This window comes from Miniphocaeibacter sp., assembly GCF_049276255.1.
GTDB lineage: Bacteria > Bacillota > Clostridia > Tissierellales > Peptoniphilaceae > Miniphocaeibacter.
Genome location: NZ_JBASWB010000083.1, coordinates 165,678 through 188,463, shown reverse-complemented (window position 1 = coordinate 188,463; position 22,786 = coordinate 165,678). Strand labels below are relative to the sequence as shown.

Genomic DNA, 22,786 nt, shown 5'->3' with positions numbered 1-22,786 from the left:
AAATTTTATAAAAAATATAAAAAAATTATTAAAAATATGAGATTTTATTGATAAAACATATCAATAGTTATAGAATAGATATAGATAATAATTATCAAATTATTAATTTAATAATATATAAGTATAATAATAAACAAAGGATTAGGGGTAAATATGATATTAACAATAGCACCAGTAGGGGTGCCTTTAAAAATAGTCCATATTAGAGGAAAAGATAGTCAGCAAAAACAATTAGCTAATATGGGATTTGTATTAAATGCTGAAATAACAATAGTAAATGAAATGATGGGTAATCTTATAATATCTGTAAAAGGATGTAGGGTAGCTATTGGGAAAGATTTAGCAAATAGAATAAAAGTTGAAATTATATAAAGGGGTGTTAGTTTGATTACATTAAATAAAGCAGAAGTAGGTAAAACATATATTGTAAAAAAAATTAATGGTGCTGGAGCCATAAGACGTAGGATTATGGATATGGGAATAACAAAAGGAGTAGAACTGTATATTAAAAAAGTTGCTCCATTAGGAGACCCAGTACAAATTACCTTAAGAGGTTATGAACTAACATTAAGAAGACAAGATGCAGAAATAATAGAAGTAGAGGAGAATTAAATGAGCAAATTTACAATTGCTTTAGCCGGTAACCCCAATAGTGGTAAGACTACCTTATTTAATTTATTAACCGGTAGTGAACAATATGTTGGTAACTGGCCAGGGGTAACAGTAGAAAGAAAAGAGGGACTATATAAAAAAGACAAGGATATAAATATAGTAGATTTACCAGGAATATATTCTTTATCACCTTATACATTAGAGGAAGTAGTTTCCAGGGATTATTTAATAGATGAAAATCCTGATGTTATTATTAATATTTTAGACGCAACAAACCTAGAAAGAAATTTATATTTGACTACTCAACTAATGGAGTTAGGTATTCCTGTTGTAATTGCTCTTAATATGATGGATTTAGTTGATAAAACAGGAGAAAAAATTTTAACAAATGAATTAGAGGACCACTTAGGAACTAAAGTAGTTAAAATTTCAGCTTTGAAAAAAACTGGAATCGACGAATTAATAGATGCATGTGAAGAGGTTAAAAATAAAAAGGTAGAACCTTTAAAAATATTTAATGAATCCATTGAACAATATATTGAAGACATTAAAAAAATATCAAATAAAGTAGATTATCATAACAGTATGAGATGGATAGCTGTTAAACTTTTAGAAAATGATGAAAAGATAATTGAAAAAATCGGCTTAGACGATTCTGAAAAAAGTAAATTAAGTGATTTATTAAATAAATTTGAAGAAGAATTTGATGATGATGGAGAAGGAGTAATAACAGACGGAAGATATAATTTTGTAAGTAATATTACAAAACATATTATTAAAAATAAAAGGTCTGGCCTTAGTACATCAGATAAAATAGATAGAATAGTTACAAATAGATTTTTAGCAATTCCTATATTTGCTGTATTTATGTTTGCTATTTACTACATTTCAATAACAATAGGTAATGATATTATAGGAGAATGGGTAAATGGTACATTAATTGAGGAAATTATACAAGGTGGAGCAGAAAGTCTTTTAGTAGGCTGGGGAGTTTCAGCTTGGCTAGTAAGTTTAATAGTTAATGGTATTATTGGTGGGGTAGGAGCCGTACTTGGATTTTTACCAGTTATTGCAATACTCTACTTCTTTATAGCTATCCTTGAAGATATAGGATATATGGCTAGAATTGCCTTTATATTAGATAGAATATTTAGGAAATTTGGTTTATCGGGAAAATCTTTTATTCCGATTTTAATAGGAATAGGTTGTTCAGTACCGGGAATTATGGCAACAAGAACAATAGAATCAGACAAGGACAGAAGAATGACAATTGTAGTTGCTTCCTTTATGCCTTGTGGAGCTAAATCTGAAATAATTGCCTTATTTGCTGCATCTGTTTTTGTTGGTAAATGGTGGTTTGCTCCAATTTGTTATTTTGCAGGAATAGCTGCAGTAGTTATTAGTGGAATAATCTTAAAGAAAACCAGTAGATTTGCAGGAGAGGCTGCTCCATTTGTAATGGAACTTCCATCCTATCATATGCCAAAATTTGGAAATGTTTTAAGGGTAACTTGGCAAAGAATAAAAGCCTTTATTATAAAAGCGGGAACAATAATTTTAGTTGCTACAGTTGTAATATGGTTTTTACAAAACATAAGTACATCATTTGAGTTTGCAGAGTTTTCAGCAGAAAGTCATTCATTATTAGAAGCAATAGGAAAATTCTTTGCACCTATATTTGAGCCATTAGGATTTGGTAACTGGTTAGCAGCAGTTTCATCTGTCGTAGGATTAGTGGCAAAAGAAATGGTTGTTAGTACCTATGGAGTAGTTGCAGGTGTTGGAGCTGACTTAACATTTGAAAGTCCTGACATGATTCAATTTGCTTCCCTTGCCTTTACTACAGTTTCAGCTATGAGCTTTATGATTTTCAACCAGTTGAATATACCTTGCTTTGCAGCAGTTGGAGCAATAAGACAGGAAATGAAAAGTGGTAAGTGGACAGCTTTTGCATTAATTTACCAAATGGTATTTGCCTATACAATATCTTTAATGATATATCAGTTTGGCTCTGTACTTGTATTAGGTAATGATTTTACAATATGGACAGGAATAGCCTTAGTAGTATTAGTAGTATATATATTCCTGTTATTTAAGCCGGATAAAAACAAAATAGATAAAAGTAAATTAAGTATGTCCATAGACTAGATTAAGAAAGAAGGTTTTATTATGGCTACAATAGTAGTGTTAGCAATACTTGTTGGCATAGTTGCATTTGCTATAAGAAGTATGAGGAAGAATAAATCAGGATGTAGTGGTTGTAGCTCATGTCATATAAGTAATTGTCAATCTAGTAAAAAATAATTTAAAAACAGATAGTTTAATTATAAACTATCTGTTTTTTTATATTGAAAGATTGCCTTCAGATCTAAACTGTTTTGGCGTTATTCCGTATTCGTTTTTAAATTGGTGACAAAAATATGATGTGCTATCAAAACCTACTAAATGAGAAATTTCATTTATAGATAAATTACTATCTAAAAGTAAAAGTATTGCCTTTTCTAATCTGAAATTTAGTAAAATAGCTGGTAGACTATGACCTACATGCTTAGATATTAAATTCGATAAGTAAGATTTACTAATATGAAACTTATTAGATAGTATTTCCAAGGTGATTTTTTTTCCACAATTATTGTAAATGTAAATTAAAATAGTTTTAATTAAAGGGTTTGAGTAATTATAAATTAATTTGTTTTGAGATGCTGTATAGAAATCCAGCATTTCAAAAAATATGGCCTTTAATGATTTAATATCATTTGATTCTGATATCTTTAAAAGAAAAGAATTTCTTTCATGTAATATTGTATTTGTATATTCTATATCCTTAATATTTTTTATGGTGTTCCAATAGAATATTCCATTAAATTGTATTAAATAGTTTTTGAAAAAGTCAAAACTTGTGTGATCTTCGGCTATTTTATTGAAAATAGATTCAGAAAGCTCCTTTGTCTTATCCCTATCCTTCATTAAAACAGCTCTAATTAACTGATTTTCTAAAATGTCCAAAACAAACTCCTAAATGTTAATATATTTATATAATTTACATTATTTTAACATAAATAAGGAAAATCAACCAGTAAAATTTGATTTCATAGTGTAGGATAATATATAATGAGAATGTAATTTGGGATAAAATAGAAAAGGAGACAGGGATGAACAATTTATTAAAAAAAATATTTTCGGTATTTTTAATTACGGCTTTAGTTTTTTCAGCTCTTGCTGGAACTATTGAAGGTGGAAAAACCTCTTATGCCAGTTCAGCAAATAGTGTAAGTATTAGTAGAAATGAAGTAGTTAAAAATAATGTAGTGTTTTTAAATTCTGTTAAGAATAAGAGTATTAATGGAAACTCTACGGTTACTTATGTTGAAGATAGTGGAGAAGAGTTAAAATTTACGCCACTATATAATGATGATACTGAAACTTATTATTTTGAAATTTTAATAGGAAAAGCAGGAAATTGGAAAATAAAAGAACATAATATTGAAGGTGTTAATTATACTAGTGATTTAGATATTATAGTACATGATAGTTTATATGATATGACAGGTTCTTCAACAGGTTATGTTTACAAATCTGCTATATCAGAAAACACCAATATTAGTGGAGATAATTTAGAACAAGTATTGTCACAACTAATAGGATTAAACAGAAATGGAAATTACGCTGAAGTAAAAGTAACTATTGGAAATAGTAGTAGTTCAGGCGTTTTCTATATTGATTTTGATGGTGTGTCATCTTCTATAAATATTCCTAATAATATTTATTTAAATGCTGGTAATTATACTTTAACAATAGAAGTTGATGGCTATTCAACTACAGAAAATATAAATCTTACAAGCGATTATACAAATGTTGAAGATATTAATTATGATGAATCTCCACAATTAAGAAGCCTATCTTCTACTTCAAGTCTAGCTAGTGATTTTTATGTAAAAAGATATTCAGGAAGCGACAGATATGCTACAGCAGTAGAAATTTCTAAATCAAAGTTTTCAACAGCTGAAAATGTAGTTTTAGTAAATAGTGATTCTGTTAATGAAATATTGTCAGCAGCAAGCTTAGCAAAACAAAAAAATGCACCTATTTTATTAACAAAAGCAGATAAATTAAATTCTTATTCTGAAAATGAAATAAATAGATTAAAGGCTAAGAATGTATATATAGTTGGTAGTGAAAAAGAAATAGGCAAGGCAATAGAAACTAATCTACAAAATAATGGAAAAGTAGTTACAAGATTAACAGGTTCAAATATTTATGGTACAGCTATATCGGTAGCTAAGCAATTAAGTAGTTTTAATACTGTTATTGTATCTTCATCATCTAGTCATTCCGATTCTTTGTCAGCAGCGGCTTTATCGGCAAGTAAGGGATACCCAATTTTATATGTTGAAAATTCTTCAATACCAAGTGAGACTTTAAACTATATAAAATCTAAAAATTGCTCTGTAATTGTTGTTGGTGGTTCTGCAACTGTTAGTAACTCAGTACAGGATAAATTAAAAGCAGAAGGAAAATCAGTAACCAGAGTATATGGAGCAGATAGATACGGAACAAGTATTAATTTAGCAAAAACATATTTTAGCTCAACAGGTATTATTAATTTAGCAACAGGAACTACTTTTATCGACTCATTAAGTGGAGCTTCTGTAGCAGGATTAAATAATTCACCAGTTGTTTTAGTAGAAGGAAATTCCGTTAGTTCAGATTTAAAGAACTATATAACTAGTTCTAAGGCAAAAACTATAAATATTTTTGGTGGTACAGCTAGTGTTAGTAAGGAATATGAAAACAGTGTACAAAAAACCTTAAATGAAATTTATAATAGTTCATCTATTCAAGGAGGTAATACTTCTGTTAAAATATTATTAGACCCAGGACATGGTGCTGGTTCAGCCCATAATAGAGGTTATGTTGGTCCAAGATGGAAAAATGAAGGTGATGGAAATTACTATTTCTCATTACTTTTAAAGAAAGAATTGGAAGCTTATGGAATAAAGGTTGGAACTACAAGATCAAGTATAGGAAAGGACCCTTCTTTAACATCACGAGGACAATCTGCAAATGGATATGATTTATTTATTTCTTTACACACAAATGCATTAAATGGCTCAGCTAAAGGTGTGGAAATCTATGAAGATGTTAATGCAAGAGCGACTTCCTTAGCAACTAATTTAACAAAAACCATATCATCAACACTAGGAACATCAAATAGAGGTGTTAAATACAGATATTATGGAGCAAATACCAGTGGAGTTAATCCAAAGTCAAATTATTATGGAGTATTAAGAAATAACGCTGCTCCAGCAGGAATGTTAATAGAGCATTGCTTCCATGATAATCTTTCAGATGTTACTAAATATGAGTCAAAGGCAGAAACTCTTGCTAAAAATATGGCTAGTACAATTGCTTCATATTATGGTTTAAAATAAGAGACTACTTATGTAGTCTTTTTTTAATGCAAAATTAAAAAAAATATGATATACTTAGTCAATGTGAGTAGTTGTATATTTTATATTTGGAGGAAAATTATGAGCGCAGTTTTAGTAAATAAAGAAAAAAATAGAGCAGTATTTACTGTTGAAGTACCACAAAATAAATTTGAAGAGGCTATACAAAAAGCCTATGTAAAAAATAAAAAAAGATTTTCAATACCAGGATTCAGAAAGGGAAAAGTACCTAGAAAAATCCTTGAAATGAATTACGGTGAAGGAATTTTTTATGAAGATGCTATTAATATATTGTTACCAGAAGTATATGAAGAAGCATTAGATGAATTAGACTTAAATCCTGTAGATAATCCTGAAATTGATATTGACGAATTAAACAGGGAAAACCCTGTTAAAATTAAATTTGAAGTTGATGTTAAACCAGAACCTAAATTAGGTGATTACAGTAATCTTGAAGCAGAATTAGAATCCTATGAAGTTAAAGAAGAGGATATTGAAAGAGTTATTAATAGTGCTTTAGAATCTAATTCAAGATTAGTTAGTATAGAAGATAGAGAAGTAAAGGACAAGGACATTGTTAATATAGATTTCGCAGGTAAATTAGATGGAGAATTATTCCCTGGTGGACAAGCTGAGAACTATGAATTAACAATTGGTTCAAATACCTTTATCCCAGGCTTTGAAGATCAGATAATCGGTAAGAAAATTGGAGAGGAATTTGAAGTAAATGTAACTTTCCCAGAAGATTACCAAGAAGAAAGCTTAAAGGGAAAAGATGTAGTATTTGAAGTTAAATTAAATTCTATTCAAGAAAAAGTTTTACCTGAATTAGATGATGAATTTGTTAAAGATGTTTCAGAATTTGACACATTAGAAGAATATAAAAACAATATTAAAGTTGATTTAGAAGAACAAAATGAATCTAGAAAGAAAATAGATAAAGAAAATAAAGCAATAGAAGCCTTAATAGATGTAATGGAAGTAGAAATACCAGATTCCATGATTAAAAATGAAATTGAAAGAGAATATGAGGATTTCCTTTATAGAATCCAAGGAATGGGCTTAAATGCTGAACAATATTTCTCCATTACTAATACTACAGAAGAAGATACTAAAGAAGAGTTAAAACCTAATGCAGAAAGAAAAGTTAAATCAGATTTAGCAATAGAAGCTTTAATTGCAGCTGAAGGAATAGAAGCTACTGATGAAGAAGTAGACAAAGAATTAAATGAATTAGCTGAGCAATATGATCCAAAAAATAAAGATAAATTCATTAAAAATATGAAAAAATCAGGTAATTTAGAAATGATTGCTGAAAATGTTAAGAAGAAAAATGCAGTAGAAAAACTTGTTAGTATGGTCAACTTTAAAGAAAAATCTAAGTAATAAATATTTAGAGGAGGCAAAATTATGGCACTAGTACCAATGGTAGTAGAACAAACTAATAGAGGGGAAAGATCTTACGATATTTTTTCCAGATTGTTAAAAGATAGAATAATTTTTATAAGTGGAGAAATTAATAATGTTATGGCTGATTTAGTTGTAGCACAATTACTTTTTTTAGAGTCAGAAGACCCAAAAAAAGACATTCAAGTTTATATTAATTCTCCAGGTGGTTCAGTTAGTGCAGGATTTGCTATATATGATACAATGCAATATGTAAAATGCGATGTTAGTACAATTTGTATTGGAATGGCTGCAAGTATGGGAGCATTTTTACTTGCTGCTGGAAAGAAAGGCAAGAGATTTTCTTTACCAAATGCAGATATAATGATTCACCAACCATTAGGTGGAGCACAAGGTCAAGCTGAAGATATTAGAATTCAAGCAGAAAAAATATTAAAAACAAGAGCAAGATTAAATGATATTTTAGCTGAAAAAACTGGACAACCATTAGAAATTATAGAAAAAGACACTGATAGAGATAATTATATGAGTGCTGAAGAAGCAAAGGAATATGGATTAATAGACGAAGTTATAGACAAGTCTAAATAGGGGAATATATGTCAGAAATAGAAGAAAAAAACATTAGTTGTTCTTTTTGTGGAAAAACTTCTGATGAGGTTAATAGATTAATAGCAGGACCAAATGTTTATATTTGTGATGAATGTGTTAAGCTATGTAATGATATAATTGAGGATGATTTTATTAGGGAAAAAGAAGCTTCTCACTTAGATGAGAAGCTTTATAAACCTATAGAAATGAAAAAAATTCTTGACCAATATGTTATTCAACAGGAATTAGGGAAAAAAGCCTTATCTGTAGCTGTTTATAATCATTATAAGAGAATAAACAGCAACTATAATAATAAGGATATTGAACTTCAAAAATCCAATATATTATTAATTGGACCTACTGGTTCCGGAAAAACTCTACTTGCTCAAACTCTAGCAAAGACATTAGATGTACCTTTTGCAATTGCAGATGCAACATCTCTTACAGAAGCTGGCTATGTTGGTGAAGACGTAGAGAATGTAATTTTAAAATTAGTACAAGCTGCTGATTACGATATTGAAAGAGCTGAACGAGGTATAATCTATATAGATGAAATAGATAAGATTACTAGAAAATCTGCTAATCCATCAATAACTAGAGATGTAAGTGGTGAAGGAGTTCAGCAAGCTTTATTAAAAATTATAGAGGGAATGGTAGCAAATGTTCCTCCACAAGGTGGAAGGAAACATCCTCATCAAGAGTATATACAAGTAGATACAACAAATATACTATTTATTTTTGGAGGTGCCTTTGAAGGCATTGAAAAAATTATAGAACAAAGAAAAGATACAAAATCTATCGGCTTTGGAGCTGATATTAGAGATAGAAAAGAATCAAAAATTGGAGAACTTATTAAGGATATTAGACAAGAGGACTTGTTGAAATTTGGTTTAATACCAGAATTAATAGGTAGAATTCCAGTTATAGTAACCTTAGAAGAACTGGATATTGATTCTTTAATGAGAATATTAGTTGAACCTAAAAATGCAATAGTTAAACAATATGTAGAGTTGTTTAAAATGGATAATGTTGATTTAACCTTTACTGAAGACGCTTTAAAGGCTATTGCACAAAAAGCATATGACCGAAAAACAGGAGCTAGAGGATTAAGGTCCATTATTGAAGAAACCTTAATGGATATTATGTTTGAAATACCTTCTAGGGAAGATGTTAAAGAGGTTGTTATAGATTCAGATACTATAGTTAAAGGTTCAGAACCTAAGTTGATTTTTAATAAAAAATAAAAAGCTCACAATTGTGAGCTATTTTTTTTAGAGAGGGTTTTATGAATAAAAATATTACTTATGAAGTAAATAATAGAAAACTACCTACAATACCAATGAGAGGTATATGGATTTTTCCAAATACTATAATACATTTTGATGTAGGTAGAGATATTTCTATAAATGCATTAAATGAATCTATGATAAAAGACTCATTGATTTTTTTAACAGCACAAAAAGATGCTAGTATTGATGAGCCTAAAATAGGTGATTTTTATGATACTGGTGTTATAGCAGAAATAAAACAAACGTTAAAGCTACCTAATGGAAATATGAGGATTCTAGTTGAAGGAATTAGTAGAGCTGAAGCAAAAGAATTTATTTTTGAAGATAATTATATTCAAGCAGAATTAAAAGAATATGTTTACAATGAAGAGAAAGTTGTACTTGATGATAATTTAAAAGCTATTACTAGATTAGTAATTAATGATGCAAAGGAATATATTAGTTTAAATCCAAATATTTCTACAGAGATGATACTGCCAATATTAGAACAAGATGATCCAAGTCGTTTAGCTGATATTGTAGCATCATATATAAATTTAGAAGGTGACGATTATTTTAGTATTATAAAGGAACTGGATATTTATAAAAGGCTGGAAATATTACATGGAATTCTATTAAAAGAAATAGAGTATTTAAAAATTGAAGAAGAAATAAATAGAAAAGTTTCAAAACAAATTAGTAAAAACCAAAGAGAATATTATTTAAAAGAACAGTTAATGGCTATTAGACAGGAATTAGGCGAAGATGATGACGAGGAAATAGCTTTTAAATATACTGAGCAATTAAAAAAACTAAAACTAAATAAAAAGTCAGAAGAACATGTTTTAAAGGAAATTAATAGATTAAATATTCTTTCACCTGGCAGTCCAGATGTAAATGTAATTCGTTCTTACGTTGAAGAAATATTAAGTTTGCCATGGAATAAAACTACAAAAGAAAAATATGATATTAAAAAGGCAAGGGATATTTTAGAAGAAGACCATTATGGACTAGAAGATGTTAAAGAAAGAGTATTGGAATTTATTGCTGTAAAGAAAAAGACTAAGGGGTTAAAGGGACCAATACTATGTTTAGTAGGACCACCAGGAGTAGGTAAGACATCAATTGTAAAATCCATTGCTAGAGCTACAAATAGAAACTTTGTTAGTATGCGACTAGGTGGAGTGAGAGATGAAGCTGAAATTAGAGGTCATAGAAAAACCTATATAGGTGCAATGCCAGGTAGGATAATTAAGCTAATGGAAGATGCTGGTACAACAAATCCAGTATTTTTACTAGATGAAATAGATAAATTGTCCTCAGATTTTAGAGGAGACCCTGCTTCTGCTTTATTAGAGGTTTTAGACCCAGCTCAAAATGATGCTTTCATAGATAATTATATTGAAATTCCTTTTGATTTATCTAAAGTAATGTTTGTTACTACAGCTAATTCATTAAATACTATACCGGCAGCTTTACTTGATAGAATGGAAGTTATAAGAATTTCTGGCTATACTGAATTTGAAAAATTAAATATTGCTGAAAAATATTTAGTGCCTAAACAAGTTAAAGAACATGGTTTAAAACCAAATGAGTTTTCAATTTCAACAGATTCTGTTAAGAAAATGATTACAAATTATACAAGGGAAGCAGGAGTTAGAAATTTAGAAAGATTAATTTCTAAGGCTGTAAGAAAAGCAGTAATGGATATAGTAGAGAATAATAAAAAAGTAGTTAGAATTTCTTTAAGAAATTTAGAAAAATATATAGGCAATGTAAAAATTGTTGATGATGATATTCCTAAAGAAGATATGGTAGGAGTAGTAAATGGTCTTGCTTGGACTGAAACCGGTGGGGAAATATTAACTATTGAAGCAACTGTAATGGAAGGTTCAGGAAAAGTACAATTAACCGGTATGCTTGGCGATGTAATGAAAGAGTCAGCTATGGCTGCAGTGTCATTTATAAGAAGTAACCAAGATGATTTAGGAATAAAAGGTGAATTCTACAAAAACAAAGATATTCATTTACATTTCCCGGAAGGAGCTGTTCCAAAAGATGGACCATCGGCAGGTGTTTCCATTATAACAGCCTTAGTATCGGCTTTATCTGGTAAGAAGGTAAGCCATAATATTGCTATGACAGGGGAAATTACTTTGAGAGGTAGAGTTTTACCTATTGGTGGAGTTAAAGAAAAAGTTTTAGCTGCAAATAGATATGGAATAAAAAATATAATTTTACCAAAAGCCAATGAAAAAGATGTAGAATTAATACCGAATAAAATAAGAAAATTATTACAATTTAATTATGTTGAAACTATTGATGAAGTTTTAAACTTAGCTATAAAAGAATCATAAGAAATTATGGTTCTTTTTGTTTTTAGAAAATTTAATTTTATAAATTTAATATTTGATTTTAAGTTAAAAGATAGATTGTATTATTGAACATTATACAAATATGCATTATAATTAATAATACAAAGAGGTGAGGACGTGATAATAAAATTAAATTTGCAATCTAGTACTCCTGTATATTTACAGTTAAGAAATGAAATTATAAAGGGAATTGCTAGTAAAGAAATAAATCCTGGAGAAAAACTTCCAACAGTTAGGGACATGGCAAAACAAGTTGGGCTTAATCCAATGACTGTAAATAAAACCTATCAGATTTTAAAAGAAGAAGGTATTGTAAGAACTGAAGGAAGAAATGGAGTTACAGTAAGAGAGGACATTGTAGCTAATGAGTTATTTTTATCAAAATTAAATAATGAAGTAGAGCTTATAGTAACAGAATCAATAGTCAGAGGCTTTAGTATAGAAAAAATAATAGAGATGATTAACAATACCACTAAGGAATATGGAGAGGTAAAATAGATGATAATGCTCTTTTTTATTATGAATCTTACTTTAATGCCGCTTGTATTTCTAATGTATTATTGGAATAAAAAGACCTTAAAATATAGTAATGGGGAAATTTTTCTAGTAAAAATCCCCTATTCTGAAAAGGATAATAAAGAAATATTGGAAATTTCAAAAAAATCTCTTAAACTTTTAAAAATATTATCCCTATTAAGTGTAATACTAATCCTTCTTGGAAGCTATATACTAATTTATAAAGTTCATTCCTTTATGTTTGTACTAGTAGTAATACTATTAATACAGTTGCTCATTGATATATATTTAAATGCTCAAAGAAAAAAGGTTCTAACGATGAAAATAGAAAATAATTGGCAATTTCCCACAGATGTTTTTATAGATACAAAATTAATTAACTCTGATTTAAAATCTAAATATAATTTAGTTTTATATAGTTCATTATTTGTATTTATTATATCTGTAACAATTTTTATATTTGTTCAAAATTTAAGCGAATTAGCATTTTTTATATTATTTTCTTCAATTAATATTTTAATATTTACACTTATTATGAAGTCTGAAAACTATAATTACATCAGTGAAGATTTTGAAGAAAACTATGAATATAATTTGGAAAAAATTAAGGCTAATAAAAGAATTTTAAGTCAATTTGTTGTTATAAATATTTTAACTGCTGGTATTTCCATATTCATAAACCTAATTTTAAAGGAAAAAAATAGTTTAATATTAAATACAGTATTAATTTCAATGATAATAAATATTATAGCTATATTCATCTTCTTCATTAGATACAGTAAATTGAATAAAAAATATTATATTGGTAAAAACAACATTAATACGACTGGAGACTTTTATGACTATTTTGGATATAACAATCCCTATGATAATAGAATATTTGTAGAGAAAAAAGTTTCAATTGGTATGACTATAAATACAGGTACATTAAAAGGTAAAATTGCAGTATTATTAACTTTTATACTTATATTTTTTGCTATGTTTGCAACCGGAACAAGAGATTATAATTATGACTTAAATAATAGTTATTTAAAAGTATCTTCTAATTTATATAGTGATGAAATTAAATTAAGGGATATAGAAAATATAGAATTTAAGGAAATAAAGGAATTTCCTAAAGGCTATAGGTCAAATGGAGTAGGTACTGCAAAACAGAATTATGGCAGTTTTAAATATGAAGGATGGGGAAATGTAAGACTGTATTCCTACAATGACAATAGTTTTTATATTCTAGTTGATACAAGTAGTAAAAAATATATTTTTAATGAAAAGACAAAAAAAGAAACAGAAGAATTATTTAATTCCATAAGGGAAAAATTAGAGTAATTTTTGTTCTTTAAAATAAAATATAAAAAAGGAAGTGGAATATGATTTTTTTCTTCATAATAATGATTATCTTAATAATTGGAACCTATATATTTATCTATAGAGCCTATTATAAAAGTACAGATTATAAAGATGGTAGAATTATGCTAGTAACTATTCCCTATGAGCACAAGGACGATGAAGGTATTAAGCTTATTACCGAAAAGTCTAAGAAGGTAATAAAAATAATAGGAATTTTTCATAATTTGTTAATGCTACTATATTTTTATGGTTTATATTTTTCGGATTTTAACAAATATCTCTTTAATGAATACTTTGCTTTTAAACTAACTATTGTAATAATGTTGCCCTTAGTAGTTTTGCAGGTATATCTAAATAAAAATCATAAGCAAATTAAGAAAATAAAAAAAGATAATAACTGGGCCTTAGCAACTGAATATGAAATTGAAGTTGATACTAGAATACTTGCTGATAATTTAAAGGGGAAATATAATAAATTACTATACTTAAGCTTAATACTAACAATAATAATTGGATTTCTAGGTTTTTTATTAAAATCCAAAGTTGAATTATTTGAAATACTTGTTTTATTATTAAATGTTAACTCCATAAATCTTGTAATTATTTTACTTCTTAAGCTAGATGATTATATTTATATTTCTGATGATTATAAGGAGAATTATAAGGCTAATAAGGAAAAAATAGAAAATAACTATAATTTAATCTATAAATTGATTTTAATTGATTTTATACTTATTTTTGCCTATATAATATTAAGCTATTTACTAGGTTATATGAATTATGTATTTATTTTTTTAAATATTTTTCTTATAATTTTATGTATTATATTTATAATAATCTTTTATAAGCAAAATAAGAAATATGAAGTAAGCAATAATAATATTTCAAAAGTCGGAGATTTTTATGACTATTATGGTTATAATAATCCCTATGATAATAGGACAATTGTAAATTCAATAATATCTATCGGAACAGAAATAAATAGGGGAAATATTAAGGGAAAGATGATTAATTTGCTTACTTCCTTATTTTTTGTAGTTGTTTTAGTAGGCTCTGTAATTTTTTTACATGACACAATATATGCAAGTATAGAGTATACTATTACAGATAATAAATTGGAAATAGAAGTTTCCACCTTTAACTCAACAATAAATCTAAGGGAAATAGATTCCCTTGAATTTAAAGAAGAAATAGACTTTGAAAATGCCTATAGAATAATAGGAAATGCTATGGAAAATTATAATGCCGGTTCATATAGGATAAAGAATTATGGAAACGTGACCTTATATAGTTATAATGATGTAGATTCTCATATAGTTATTAAGTCTAAGGGAAAAACATATATTTTTAATAACAGGACTAAGGAAAATACAAAAAAATTATTTAAAGATATAAGAAAAAGTATAGAAGAATAGTAGAAGAAAAAGTCAAAATTAAAGTAGTAAGTAATTCTTACTGCTTTTTTTATTGCAATAGTATTAAGTAGTTTTATAAATAGTGTTAATAATTATACTAATAAATTCAATATATTATTGATTTTATTAGTATATATTGATAAACTTAGATAGAATGAAATTAATTATTTTTTATGAGGTGAAGAATGGATATTAGAAATTTAGCAGTAAATACAATTAGAGTATTGTCTGTAGAGGCTGTACAAAAAGCAAAATCAGGCCATCCAGGTATGCCTATGGGAGCTGCTCCAATGGCCTTTACTCTTTGGAACGATGTTATGAATCATAATCCTAAAAATCCTAATTGGTTTAACAGGGATAGATTTATATTATCAGCAGGACATGGCTCTATGATGCTTTACTCACTATTGCATTTATTTAACTATGGTTTAACAATAGATGACTTGAAAAACTTTAGACAGTTAGATAGTAAGACTCCTGGTCATCCAGAGTTTGGACATACAATTGGAGTAGAGGCTACAACAGGACCTTTAGGTCAGGGATTGGCTATGGGAGTAGGTATGGCTTTAGCAGAATCTCATTTAGCTGCAAAATATAATAAGCCTGGTTTAAATATAGTTGACCATTATACATATGTTATTGCTGGAGATGGATGTATGATGGAGGGAATTACAAATGAAGCTTCATCTTTTGCAGGAGCAAATAAATTATCTAAATTAATAGTACTTTATGATTCTAATAATATTTCTATTGAAGGTAGTACGGATATTTCCTTTACAGAAAATGTTAGAGACAGATATGAAGCACTAGGATGGGATACTTTTTATGTAGAAGATGGTAAATCTTTAGATGATATTTTAGCTACTATAAATGAAGCTAAGAAAACAGACAAACCATCTCTAATAGAAATTAAAACCCAAATAGGTTGGGACAGTGTTAAAGAAGGATTAGCTTCAGCTCATGGAGAACCTTTAGGTGATGAAAATATTGTTGACTTTAAAAAGAACATAGGTTGGGAATATGAAGAAGAGTTTTATGTTCCAAGAGAAGTTAGAGAATATATTTCTGAAAGTAATAAAAAAGGCGAATTAAAAGAAGAAGAATGGAATAAATTATTTGAGGAATATAAAAACAACTATCCAGAGGAATCAAAAGAATTTTTAATGTCCCTAAATAAAGAGTTAACAGAAGATGTTTTTAATGAGGACTTTTATAAATTTGATAAGGACGATGCATCAAGAGGATATTCAGGTACTATATTAAATAGATTGGCAGAAAAAGTTCCTTATTTAATTGGTGGTTCAGCAGATTTAGCTCCATCAAATAAAACTGAAATGAAAAATAGTAGTTATTATAGTCCAACAAATAGAGAAGGAAAAAATATTCATTTTGGTGTTAGGGAATTAGCTATGAGTGCTATTTCAAATGGAATAAGTTTACATGGAGGTTTATTACCATATTGTGCTACCTTCTTAGTATTTAGTGATTATGTTAAACCTACAATAAGATTGTCAGCCTTAATGAATCAACAAGTATTATATGTATTAACTCATGATAGTATAGGTGTTGGGGAAGACGGTCCGACACATCAGCCAATTGAACAAATGGTTATGTTAAGATCAACTCCAAATATTTCTACTTTCAGACCAGCTGATGGTAAAGAAACAGCTGCAGCCTATGAGTATGCCTTAAATAAAAAAGATGGACCAACAGTTTTTGCCTTAACTAGACAAAAATTAGAAAATCTTGAGGAAACTGGAAAAGATGCTCTTAATGGTGGCTATGTCTTAAAGGACTTAGGTGATAGAATAGACATTATTTTAATGGCTTCCGGTTCAGAAGTAAAGCTTATTTGTGATGCTGCTGAAAGAATTAATAAATTAGGTTATGGAGTTAGAGTAGTTTCAATGCCTAGTCCAGACGTTTTTGATAAACAATCAGAAGGATATAAAAACTCAGTTTTACCTAAGGAGGTAAGAAAAAGAGTTTCTGTAGAAGCACTATCTACTTATGGATGGGATAAATATGTAGGACTAGACGGAATAAAAATAGGAATGGAAGGTTTTGGAGCTTCTGCACCAGCAAACCTATTATTTGATAAATTTGGATTTACAGTAGAAAATATTGTTGAAAAAGCTTTAAGCATATTAGATTAAATTTAAGTACACCTTGAAGTTAGTAAAAATTACTAATTTTAAGGTGTTTTTTTCTAGGATTAATTGTTATTTTATAACATATGTAATTTACTTAGGTATCACAAATGTAAATATTGAAATTAATTTGACAATTAGAAGTAAATAGTATATTCTATTTTAAAGGAGAAATCATTATGAAAACTTTATTATTTAAAATGGAATTAAATAATTTAATGCATCACAGCCATCTATAATTGTATATGGCTATATTTTAGTGTTGAATTTTTATTGTTATAGCCACTATTGTAGTGGCTTTTTTTATTTTTAAATCCTAATTTAATGTTATAGTAATAATAATGAATTAATTAATGAGTAAGTAAATATGAGGTGAAATATGGATAAATATTTTATTAAAGGTTCCGAATATATTTTTGGTGAAAAAATTAATGAAATAAATAATATTGGTAATATAATTTTAGATAAGGCAAAAAATGCAGGTTATAAACAAGTAAGTACACCTTATTTTGAGGATTATGAAGTATATAGGAATTATGATAAATTAGATAAATTAAATATGACTAAAATAATAGATAAAGATGGAAAAATTTTAGTTTTAAGACCAGATGCTACTATACCTATTGCTAAAATAGTATCTTCTAAATTTGAAGATGAAAAAGAAATAGTGAAACTCTGTTATTTAACAACGATTTTTAGAGAATATAAAAGTCCTAAAAGCTATGGACGAGATTTTTTACAAGGAGGAGTTGAACTCTTTGGTAAAGATTCTTCTGAAATTGATTACGAAGTAATAAATTTATCAATAGATATGTTAAGGGAAATAGGATTTAACAATATTCAATTGGATATTGGAAATATTGCCTTTCAAGAAGGTTTTTTCCAGTCTTTAAATATAGAAAACAATATTAAGGAAAATATAAAAAACTTAATTGAAACTAAAAACATAAATGATATTAGGGAATATGTTGAACCTTTGAACATTAATAGGGAAGATAAGGATTTTATATATGCCTTGCCAAAATTATTTGGTGAATATAATGAAATTATTTCTAAGGCTAAAAAATATTGTAAAAATAGTAATATGACAAAAGCTTTAGAAAGAATAGAGAATATATATGAAATTATTAAGAATGAAAAATTAAAGATAAAAGTTAAATTGGACTTGTCCTTTACTAATAATTTAAATTACTATACAGATTTAATTTTCAAGGTATATGCCGGCTCTTTACATGTACCAGTTGTAAGTGGAGGTAGATGTAATAATTTAGCAGAGGATTTTGGAAAATATAGACCATGTTGTGGCTTTGGTATTAATGTTAACTTAGTTGATGAGTATTTAGATGACGATAAGTACGATGATGTTATTCATATTGCACTTGCAAAGGGAAGAGTTCATAAACAAGCAATGAAAAGGTTTGAAGAATGTGGATTGGTTTTTCCAGAATACAGTGAAAAAAGTAGAAAATTATTATTTTTAGATAAAAGTAAAAAAATTGAAGTTATACTTGTAAAATCTCAAGATGTACCTATTTATGTGGAAAATGGAGCAGCAGATATAGGCATAGTTGGAAATGATATTTTGTTAGAAGAACAATACAAGGTATATGAATTAATGAATTTAAATATTGGCCTTTGTCGAATGGCAACAGCTAAAATTAAAAATACCAAGATTGATTATAATAAAAAGGTTCTAGTTGCAACTAAATATCCTACAATAACTAAGAACTTTTTCTCTAAAAAAGGTGTTTCCATTAATTTAATAAAATTAAATGGTTCAGTAGAATTAGGTCCTATTGTAAAACTATCTGATGTAATTGTAGATATTGTTGAAACAGGTGGAACACTTAAAGAAAATAATTTAGTTGAAGATGAAAAGATTTTAGATATTTCTTCAAGATTAATATGTAATAAGGTTGCTTTAAAAACTAAGAACAAACAAGTAACTAATATTATGGAAATTTTAGAAGAATTAGAATTAAAAAATTAGGAGAGTTAATATGAGAATAATTGAAATTAAAGATGGCATGAATAAAAGAAAAACTTTAAATGAATTATTAAAAAGAGAAGATGAAGATAATTTAGAAATAGAAAATACCGTTCGTAATATTATCAATGGTATAAAGTTAAATGGAGATAAGGCCTTAAAGGAATATACCTATAAATTTGATAAGGTCGAACTTGAAAATATTAAAGTTTCTAAGGAAGAAATAGAGGAAGCTATTGATATAGTAGGAGAAGAATTTTTAAGTATTTTAAAAGAAGCAGCTGAAAATATAAGAATATACCATGAAGAAGAATTAGAAACTACATGGTTTAAAGATTTTGGACCAGGAGTAAAACTAGGTCAAAAAATAACCCCTATTGAACGTGTTGGTCTATATGTTCCTGGAGGTACAGCCGGTTATCCTTCAACGGTTTTAATGACAGCAATACCAGCAAAAGTTGCCGGAGTAAAATCTTTAGCTATGGTTACACCACCAGACAGTAGTGGGAAGGTAGACCCATATATTTTAGCTGCGGCTTATATTGCTGAAATAGATGAGATTTATAAGGTAGGTGGGGCTCAAGCAATTGCTGCCTTAGCCTATGGTACTGAAACAATAGAACCTGTATATAAAATAGTGGGACCTGGAAATATTTTTGTTGCTACTGCAAAAAAACAAGTTTTTGGTAAAGTAGATATAGATATGATTGCCGGGCCAAGTGAAATTGGCATATTAGCAGATGAAAAATCCAATCCTAAAATTATTGCAGCTGATTTATTATCACAAGCAGAGCATGACGAAATGGCAGCACCAATTTTCATTACTACATCTAAAGAACAAGCTGAAAAAGTTGAAAAAGAAGTCTATAATCAAATAGAAAAGTTACCTAGAAAGGATATTAATTTAAAGTCCATAGAAAATTATTCCCTAGGTATAGTAGCTAGAAACAAGGATGAAGCTATTGAATGGATGAATGAATTTGCACCAGAACATTTAGAAATACTATATGACAACCCTGAAACATATTTAGATAAAATAACTAATGCAGGAGCAATTTTCCTAGGAGAATATTCTCCGGAACCTGTTGGTGACTATTTTGCCGGTCCAAACCACACATTACCTACAAGTGGAACTGCTAAATTTTCATCACCTTTAGGTGTTTATGATTATTTTAAAAGAAGTAGTATTATACAATATAATAAGGAAGCATTAGAAAAAGTAGGGGATAAGGTACAAAAATTCGCTAAAAAAGAAGGTTTATTTGCCCATGCTAATGCTGTAGCTATAAGATTTCAAGAGGATTAATATGACTGAGAAATATTTGAAGAAATGCTTAAGGGATTTTAGTAATTACGAAACTAAACCAATTAAAGAAAAACATGTTGTAAATGCAAATGAAAGTCCCTTTAATATAATAGAAGAAGATAGTATTAAAAATACAATTTTAAATATAGTAAAGGACTATGATTTTAACCGTTATCCAGATCCAATGGCAAATGAATTACGGGAAGAATTAGCTAAATTTTTAGGTATAAAAAAATCTAATATTATTTGTGGAAATGGTGGAGATGAAATAATTAATTTAATTATTATGACCTTTATTGAACCGGAAGATTACGTTGTAGTCCATAGTCCAAGTTTTGAAATGTATAATATTAGTACAACTATTAATAATGGTAAAATAATTAAGGTACAGGATAAAGAAAATTATGTTATTAATACAGATAAAATCATTGAAGAAGCCAATAAAAATAAGGCTAAAATAATATTTTTATGTGTTCCAAATAACCCAACAGGTTATTTAATGCCAAAGGAAGAAATAGAGAGAATTATTAATAATACAAATTCCATTATTGTACTTGATGAAGCATATATTGAATTTTCTTCATTAGGGCAGTTAAACTATCTAGATAATAGTAGAATTATAGTTATTAGAACATTATCAAAACTATTTGGTTTAGCAGGACTTAGAATTGGTTACGGAGTAGGTAATGAAGATATAATAGATTGTTTAAATAAAGTTAAACCACCTTATAATGTAAATGGATTAACACAAAAAATTGCTACAGAAGTATTAAAAAACAGAGAGTTTATTTTAGATAGAATTAATTTCTTTAAAGGTGAAAGAGATAGAATAATTAAGGAATTGAAAAATCATGAATATTTAACGGTTTATAATAGTAATACGAACTTTGTTTTAGTAAAGGTCAGTCCTAAAAAAATCAATAATATTTTACAGAATTTGGAAAATAATAGTATTTTAGCCAAGGTTTACAAAGGAAGACCGGAGCTGGATAATTGTATTAGAATTTCAATTTCTAATACTGATGTAAATAATTTAATTATAAAATCTTTTAATTGTAGGAGTGAAAATGAATAGAATTGCCAGTGTTGAAAGAAACACTTTAGAGACTAATATAAAAATAGAACTGGACATAGATGGTAATGGCTTATTAAAAGGCAAAACCGGTATAGGCTTTTTTGACCATATGTTAAATCTGTTAGCTAAACACGGAAACTTTAACTTACAAATCTATACAAAGGGAGATACCTATATAGACAATCACCATTTAATTGAAGACATAGGAATAGTCCTAGGGGAATGTTTGTTAAAAGCCCTAGGTAATAAAGCGGGTATTAATCGCTATGGCTCCTTTACATGTCCAATGGACGAAACTTTAACTACAGTTGATTTGGATTTAAGCGGTAGAGGATATTTAGTTTATAATGTTAAGTTAAGTAGAGATAAGGTAGGGGAGTTTGAGACGGAAATGTTAAAGGAATTTCTTTACGCTTTAGCTATTAATGGTAAGTTTAACTTACATATTAATACCCACTATGGAGAAAATGACCACCATATAATAGAATCAATATTTAAAGCAATGGGAAGAGCTTTAAGAATTGCTTGTAAAATAGAAGAAGGTAATACAGATATACCTTCAACAAAAGGAGTAATATAATGTTAATTTTGCCGGCAATAGATTTAAAAAATAGAAAATGTGTAAGACTTCATCAAGGAAAAGAAGAAGAAGTAACCTATTATTTTGACAACCCTGTAGAGGTTGCTAAGGATTTAGAAAAAAAAGGGGCTAAATATTTGCACATTATAGATTTAGATGGGGCCTTTAGTAATGAAAAAAGAAATTATGATATTATTGAGGAAATTGTAAGGGAAATTTCTATTCCAATACAAGTTGGTGGCGGAATTAGAAATGAAGAAATTGTAGATAATTTAATAAAACTAGGCGTTAGTAGAGTAATACTTGGTACAGTAGCAGTTGAAAATCCTAAACTAGTTAAATCACTTATAGAAAAATATGGGGATAAAATAGCTGTTTCAGTCGATTGCTATGGTGAAAAAGTCGCTATAAAAGGTTGGGTTGAAAAAACCGATATAAATATTTTTGATTTTTGTCAAGATTTAAAAGATATAGGCTTAAAGACTATTATTTATACGGATATAAAAAGAGATGGTACCTTAGAAGGACCCAATATTGAAATTTTAGATAAACTACAAAAACAATTTGGTGATAATATAATAGCTGCTGGTGGCTTAAGTAATATTGAAGATTTTTATAAATTAAAGGAAATTAATCTATATGGTGGAGTTACAGGAAAAGCCTTATATGAGGGAAAAATCACCATGGATGAAATTTCAAAATTTTCTTAG

The 22,786-nt window shown here is 28.1% G+C and carries 19 protein-coding genes; 18 read left to right on the top strand and 1 reads right to left on the bottom strand.

The features are described 5' to 3' along the window. The first annotated feature begins 153 nt into the window (after positions 1 to 153). From WAO56_RS12500 to WAO56_RS12485, 4 genes are read left to right on the top strand one after another with little or no spacing between them, the layout of a single operon-like run. Positions 154 to 372, top strand: coding sequence for a FeoA family protein (locus WAO56_RS12500; protein WP_422144389.1), 219 nt, complete (start codon positions 154 to 156; stop codon positions 370 to 372). 15 nt (positions 373 to 387) lie between these two features. After that, positions 388 to 612, top strand: a complete 225-nt coding sequence (locus WAO56_RS12495; protein ID WP_422144459.1) for a FeoA family protein — start codon at positions 388 to 390, stop codon at positions 610 to 612. After that, positions 613 to 2,760, top strand: a complete 2,148-nt coding sequence (gene feoB, locus WAO56_RS12490) for a ferrous iron transport protein B (RefSeq protein ID WP_422144388.1) — start codon at positions 613 to 615, stop codon at positions 2,758 to 2,760. A 21-nt stretch (positions 2,761 to 2,781) separates the two neighbouring features. Continuing rightward, positions 2,782 to 2,916, top strand: a complete 135-nt coding sequence (locus WAO56_RS12485; RefSeq protein ID WP_422144387.1) for a FeoB-associated Cys-rich membrane protein — start codon at positions 2,782 to 2,784, stop codon at positions 2,914 to 2,916. 39 nt (positions 2,917 to 2,955) lie between these two features. Here the strand turns inward: WAO56_RS12485 and WAO56_RS12480 are convergent, their stop codons facing one another. Further along, the gene (locus WAO56_RS12480) at positions 2,956 to 3,618 is read right to left on the bottom strand and encodes a helix-turn-helix transcriptional regulator (RefSeq protein WP_422144386.1); all 663 of its coding nucleotides are present in this window, start codon (positions 3,616 to 3,618) and stop codon (positions 2,956 to 2,958) included. 146 nt (positions 3,619 to 3,764) lie between these two features. Between WAO56_RS12480 and WAO56_RS12475 the strand changes: the two genes are divergently transcribed. The 14 genes from WAO56_RS12475 to hisA all read left to right on the top strand — a co-directional run bounded on the left by WAO56_RS12475 (position 3,765) and on the right by hisA (position 22,786). Next, a complete protein-coding gene (locus WAO56_RS12475; RefSeq protein ID WP_422144385.1) occupies positions 3,765 to 6,044 on the top strand; it encodes a cell wall-binding repeat-containing protein in 2,280 nt (759 codons plus the stop codon). A gap of 99 nt (positions 6,045 to 6,143) precedes the next feature. Then, positions 6,144 to 7,448 carry a trigger factor gene (gene tig / locus WAO56_RS12470; RefSeq protein WP_422144384.1) on the top strand — a complete coding sequence of 435 codons (1,305 nt, stop codon included), beginning with the start codon at positions 6,144 to 6,146 and terminating at the stop codon, positions 7,446 to 7,448. A gap of 24 nt (positions 7,449 to 7,472) precedes the next feature. Continuing rightward, positions 7,473 to 8,057 carry an ATP-dependent Clp endopeptidase proteolytic subunit ClpP gene (gene clpP, locus WAO56_RS12465; protein ID WP_422144383.1) on the top strand — a complete coding sequence of 195 codons (585 nt, stop codon included), beginning with the start codon at positions 7,473 to 7,475 and terminating at the stop codon, positions 8,055 to 8,057. 8 nt (positions 8,058 to 8,065) lie between these two features. After that, complete coding sequence (clpX, locus tag WAO56_RS12460) at positions 8,066 to 9,301, top strand: ATP-dependent Clp protease ATP-binding subunit ClpX (protein ID WP_422144382.1); 1,236 nt, start codon at positions 8,066 to 8,068, stop codon at positions 9,299 to 9,301. A gap of 41 nt (positions 9,302 to 9,342) precedes the next feature. After that, positions 9,343 to 11,682, top strand: a complete 2,340-nt coding sequence (gene lon, locus WAO56_RS12455; protein WP_422146378.1) for an endopeptidase La — start codon at positions 9,343 to 9,345, stop codon at positions 11,680 to 11,682. A gap of 135 nt (positions 11,683 to 11,817) precedes the next feature. After that, positions 11,818 to 12,198 (top strand): GntR family transcriptional regulator, encoded by a 381-nt coding sequence (locus tag WAO56_RS12450; protein WP_422144380.1) that lies wholly within the window; start codon positions 11,818 to 11,820, stop codon positions 12,196 to 12,198. Next, positions 12,199 to 13,542, top strand: coding sequence for a PH domain-containing protein (locus WAO56_RS12445; RefSeq protein ID WP_422144379.1), 1,344 nt, complete (start codon positions 12,199 to 12,201; stop codon positions 13,540 to 13,542). It begins immediately after the preceding gene. Positions 13,543 to 13,583: 41 nt separating this feature from the next. Beyond that, entirely contained in the window at positions 13,584 to 14,978 is a 1,395-nt protein-coding gene (locus WAO56_RS12440; protein ID WP_422144378.1) for a PH domain-containing protein, read from the top strand. A 185-nt stretch (positions 14,979 to 15,163) separates the two neighbouring features. Further along, positions 15,164 to 17,134: a transketolase gene (tkt, locus tag WAO56_RS12435; protein ID WP_422144377.1), complete on the top strand. Its 1,971-nt coding sequence runs from the start codon at positions 15,164 to 15,166 to the stop codon at positions 17,132 to 17,134. 373 nt (positions 17,135 to 17,507) lie between these two features. After that, positions 17,508 to 19,118 carry an ATP phosphoribosyltransferase gene (gene hisG / locus WAO56_RS12430; protein ID WP_422144376.1) on the top strand — a complete coding sequence of 537 codons (1,611 nt, stop codon included), beginning with the start codon at positions 17,508 to 17,510 and terminating at the stop codon, positions 19,116 to 19,118. 10 nt (positions 19,119 to 19,128) lie between these two features. Continuing rightward, complete coding sequence (gene hisD / locus WAO56_RS12425; RefSeq protein ID WP_422144375.1) at positions 19,129 to 20,421, top strand: histidinol dehydrogenase; 1,293 nt, start codon at positions 19,129 to 19,131, stop codon at positions 20,419 to 20,421. Between the two features lies 1 nt (position 20,422). Then, positions 20,423 to 21,496 carry a histidinol-phosphate transaminase gene (gene hisC / locus WAO56_RS12420; RefSeq protein ID WP_422144374.1) on the top strand — a complete coding sequence of 358 codons (1,074 nt, stop codon included), beginning with the start codon at positions 20,423 to 20,425 and terminating at the stop codon, positions 21,494 to 21,496. Beyond that, positions 21,489 to 22,076, top strand: a complete 588-nt coding sequence (gene hisB, locus WAO56_RS12415) for an imidazoleglycerol-phosphate dehydratase HisB (protein WP_422144373.1) — start codon at positions 21,489 to 21,491, stop codon at positions 22,074 to 22,076. The genes hisC and hisB overlap by 8 nt, the downstream gene beginning before the upstream one ends. After that, the gene (gene hisA, locus WAO56_RS12410; RefSeq protein ID WP_422144372.1) at positions 22,076 to 22,786 is read left to right on the top strand and encodes a 1-(5-phosphoribosyl)-5-[(5-phosphoribosylamino)methylideneamino]imidazole-4-carboxamide isomerase; all 711 of its coding nucleotides are present in this window, start codon (positions 22,076 to 22,078) and stop codon (positions 22,784 to 22,786) included. Before hisB ends, hisA begins: the two co-directional genes overlap by 1 nt.

Coding starts and splice junctions, on each gene's coding strand:
- WAO56_RS12500 (WP_422144389.1), top strand. CDS start 154: ATGATATTAACAATAGCACCAGTAGGGGTGCCTTTAAAAATAGTCCAT.
- feoB (WP_422144388.1), top strand. CDS start 613: ATGAGCAAATTTACAATTGCTTTAGCCGGTAACCCCAATAGTGGTAAG.
- WAO56_RS12485 (WP_422144387.1), top strand. CDS start 2,782: ATGGCTACAATAGTAGTGTTAGCAATACTTGTTGGCATAGTTGCATTT.
- WAO56_RS12475 (WP_422144385.1), top strand. CDS start 3,765: ATGAACAATTTATTAAAAAAAATATTTTCGGTATTTTTAATTACGGCT.
- tig (WP_422144384.1), top strand. CDS start 6,144: ATGAGCGCAGTTTTAGTAAATAAAGAAAAAAATAGAGCAGTATTTACT.
- clpP (WP_422144383.1), top strand. CDS start 7,473: ATGGCACTAGTACCAATGGTAGTAGAACAAACTAATAGAGGGGAAAGA.
- clpX (WP_422144382.1), top strand. CDS start 8,066: ATGTCAGAAATAGAAGAAAAAAACATTAGTTGTTCTTTTTGTGGAAAA.
- lon (WP_422146378.1), top strand. CDS start 9,343: ATGAATAAAAATATTACTTATGAAGTAAATAATAGAAAACTACCTACA.
- WAO56_RS12445 (WP_422144379.1), top strand. CDS start 12,199: ATGATAATGCTCTTTTTTATTATGAATCTTACTTTAATGCCGCTTGTA.
- WAO56_RS12440 (WP_422144378.1), top strand. CDS start 13,584: ATGATTTTTTTCTTCATAATAATGATTATCTTAATAATTGGAACCTAT.
- tkt (WP_422144377.1), top strand. CDS start 15,164: ATGGATATTAGAAATTTAGCAGTAAATACAATTAGAGTATTGTCTGTA.
- hisG (WP_422144376.1), top strand. CDS start 17,508: ATGGATAAATATTTTATTAAAGGTTCCGAATATATTTTTGGTGAAAAA.
- hisD (WP_422144375.1), top strand. CDS start 19,129: ATGAGAATAATTGAAATTAAAGATGGCATGAATAAAAGAAAAACTTTA.
- hisC (WP_422144374.1), top strand. CDS start 20,423: ATGACTGAGAAATATTTGAAGAAATGCTTAAGGGATTTTAGTAATTAC.
- hisB (WP_422144373.1), top strand. CDS start 21,489: ATGAATAGAATTGCCAGTGTTGAAAGAAACACTTTAGAGACTAATATA.
- hisA (WP_422144372.1), top strand. CDS start 22,076: ATGTTAATTTTGCCGGCAATAGATTTAAAAAATAGAAAATGTGTAAGA.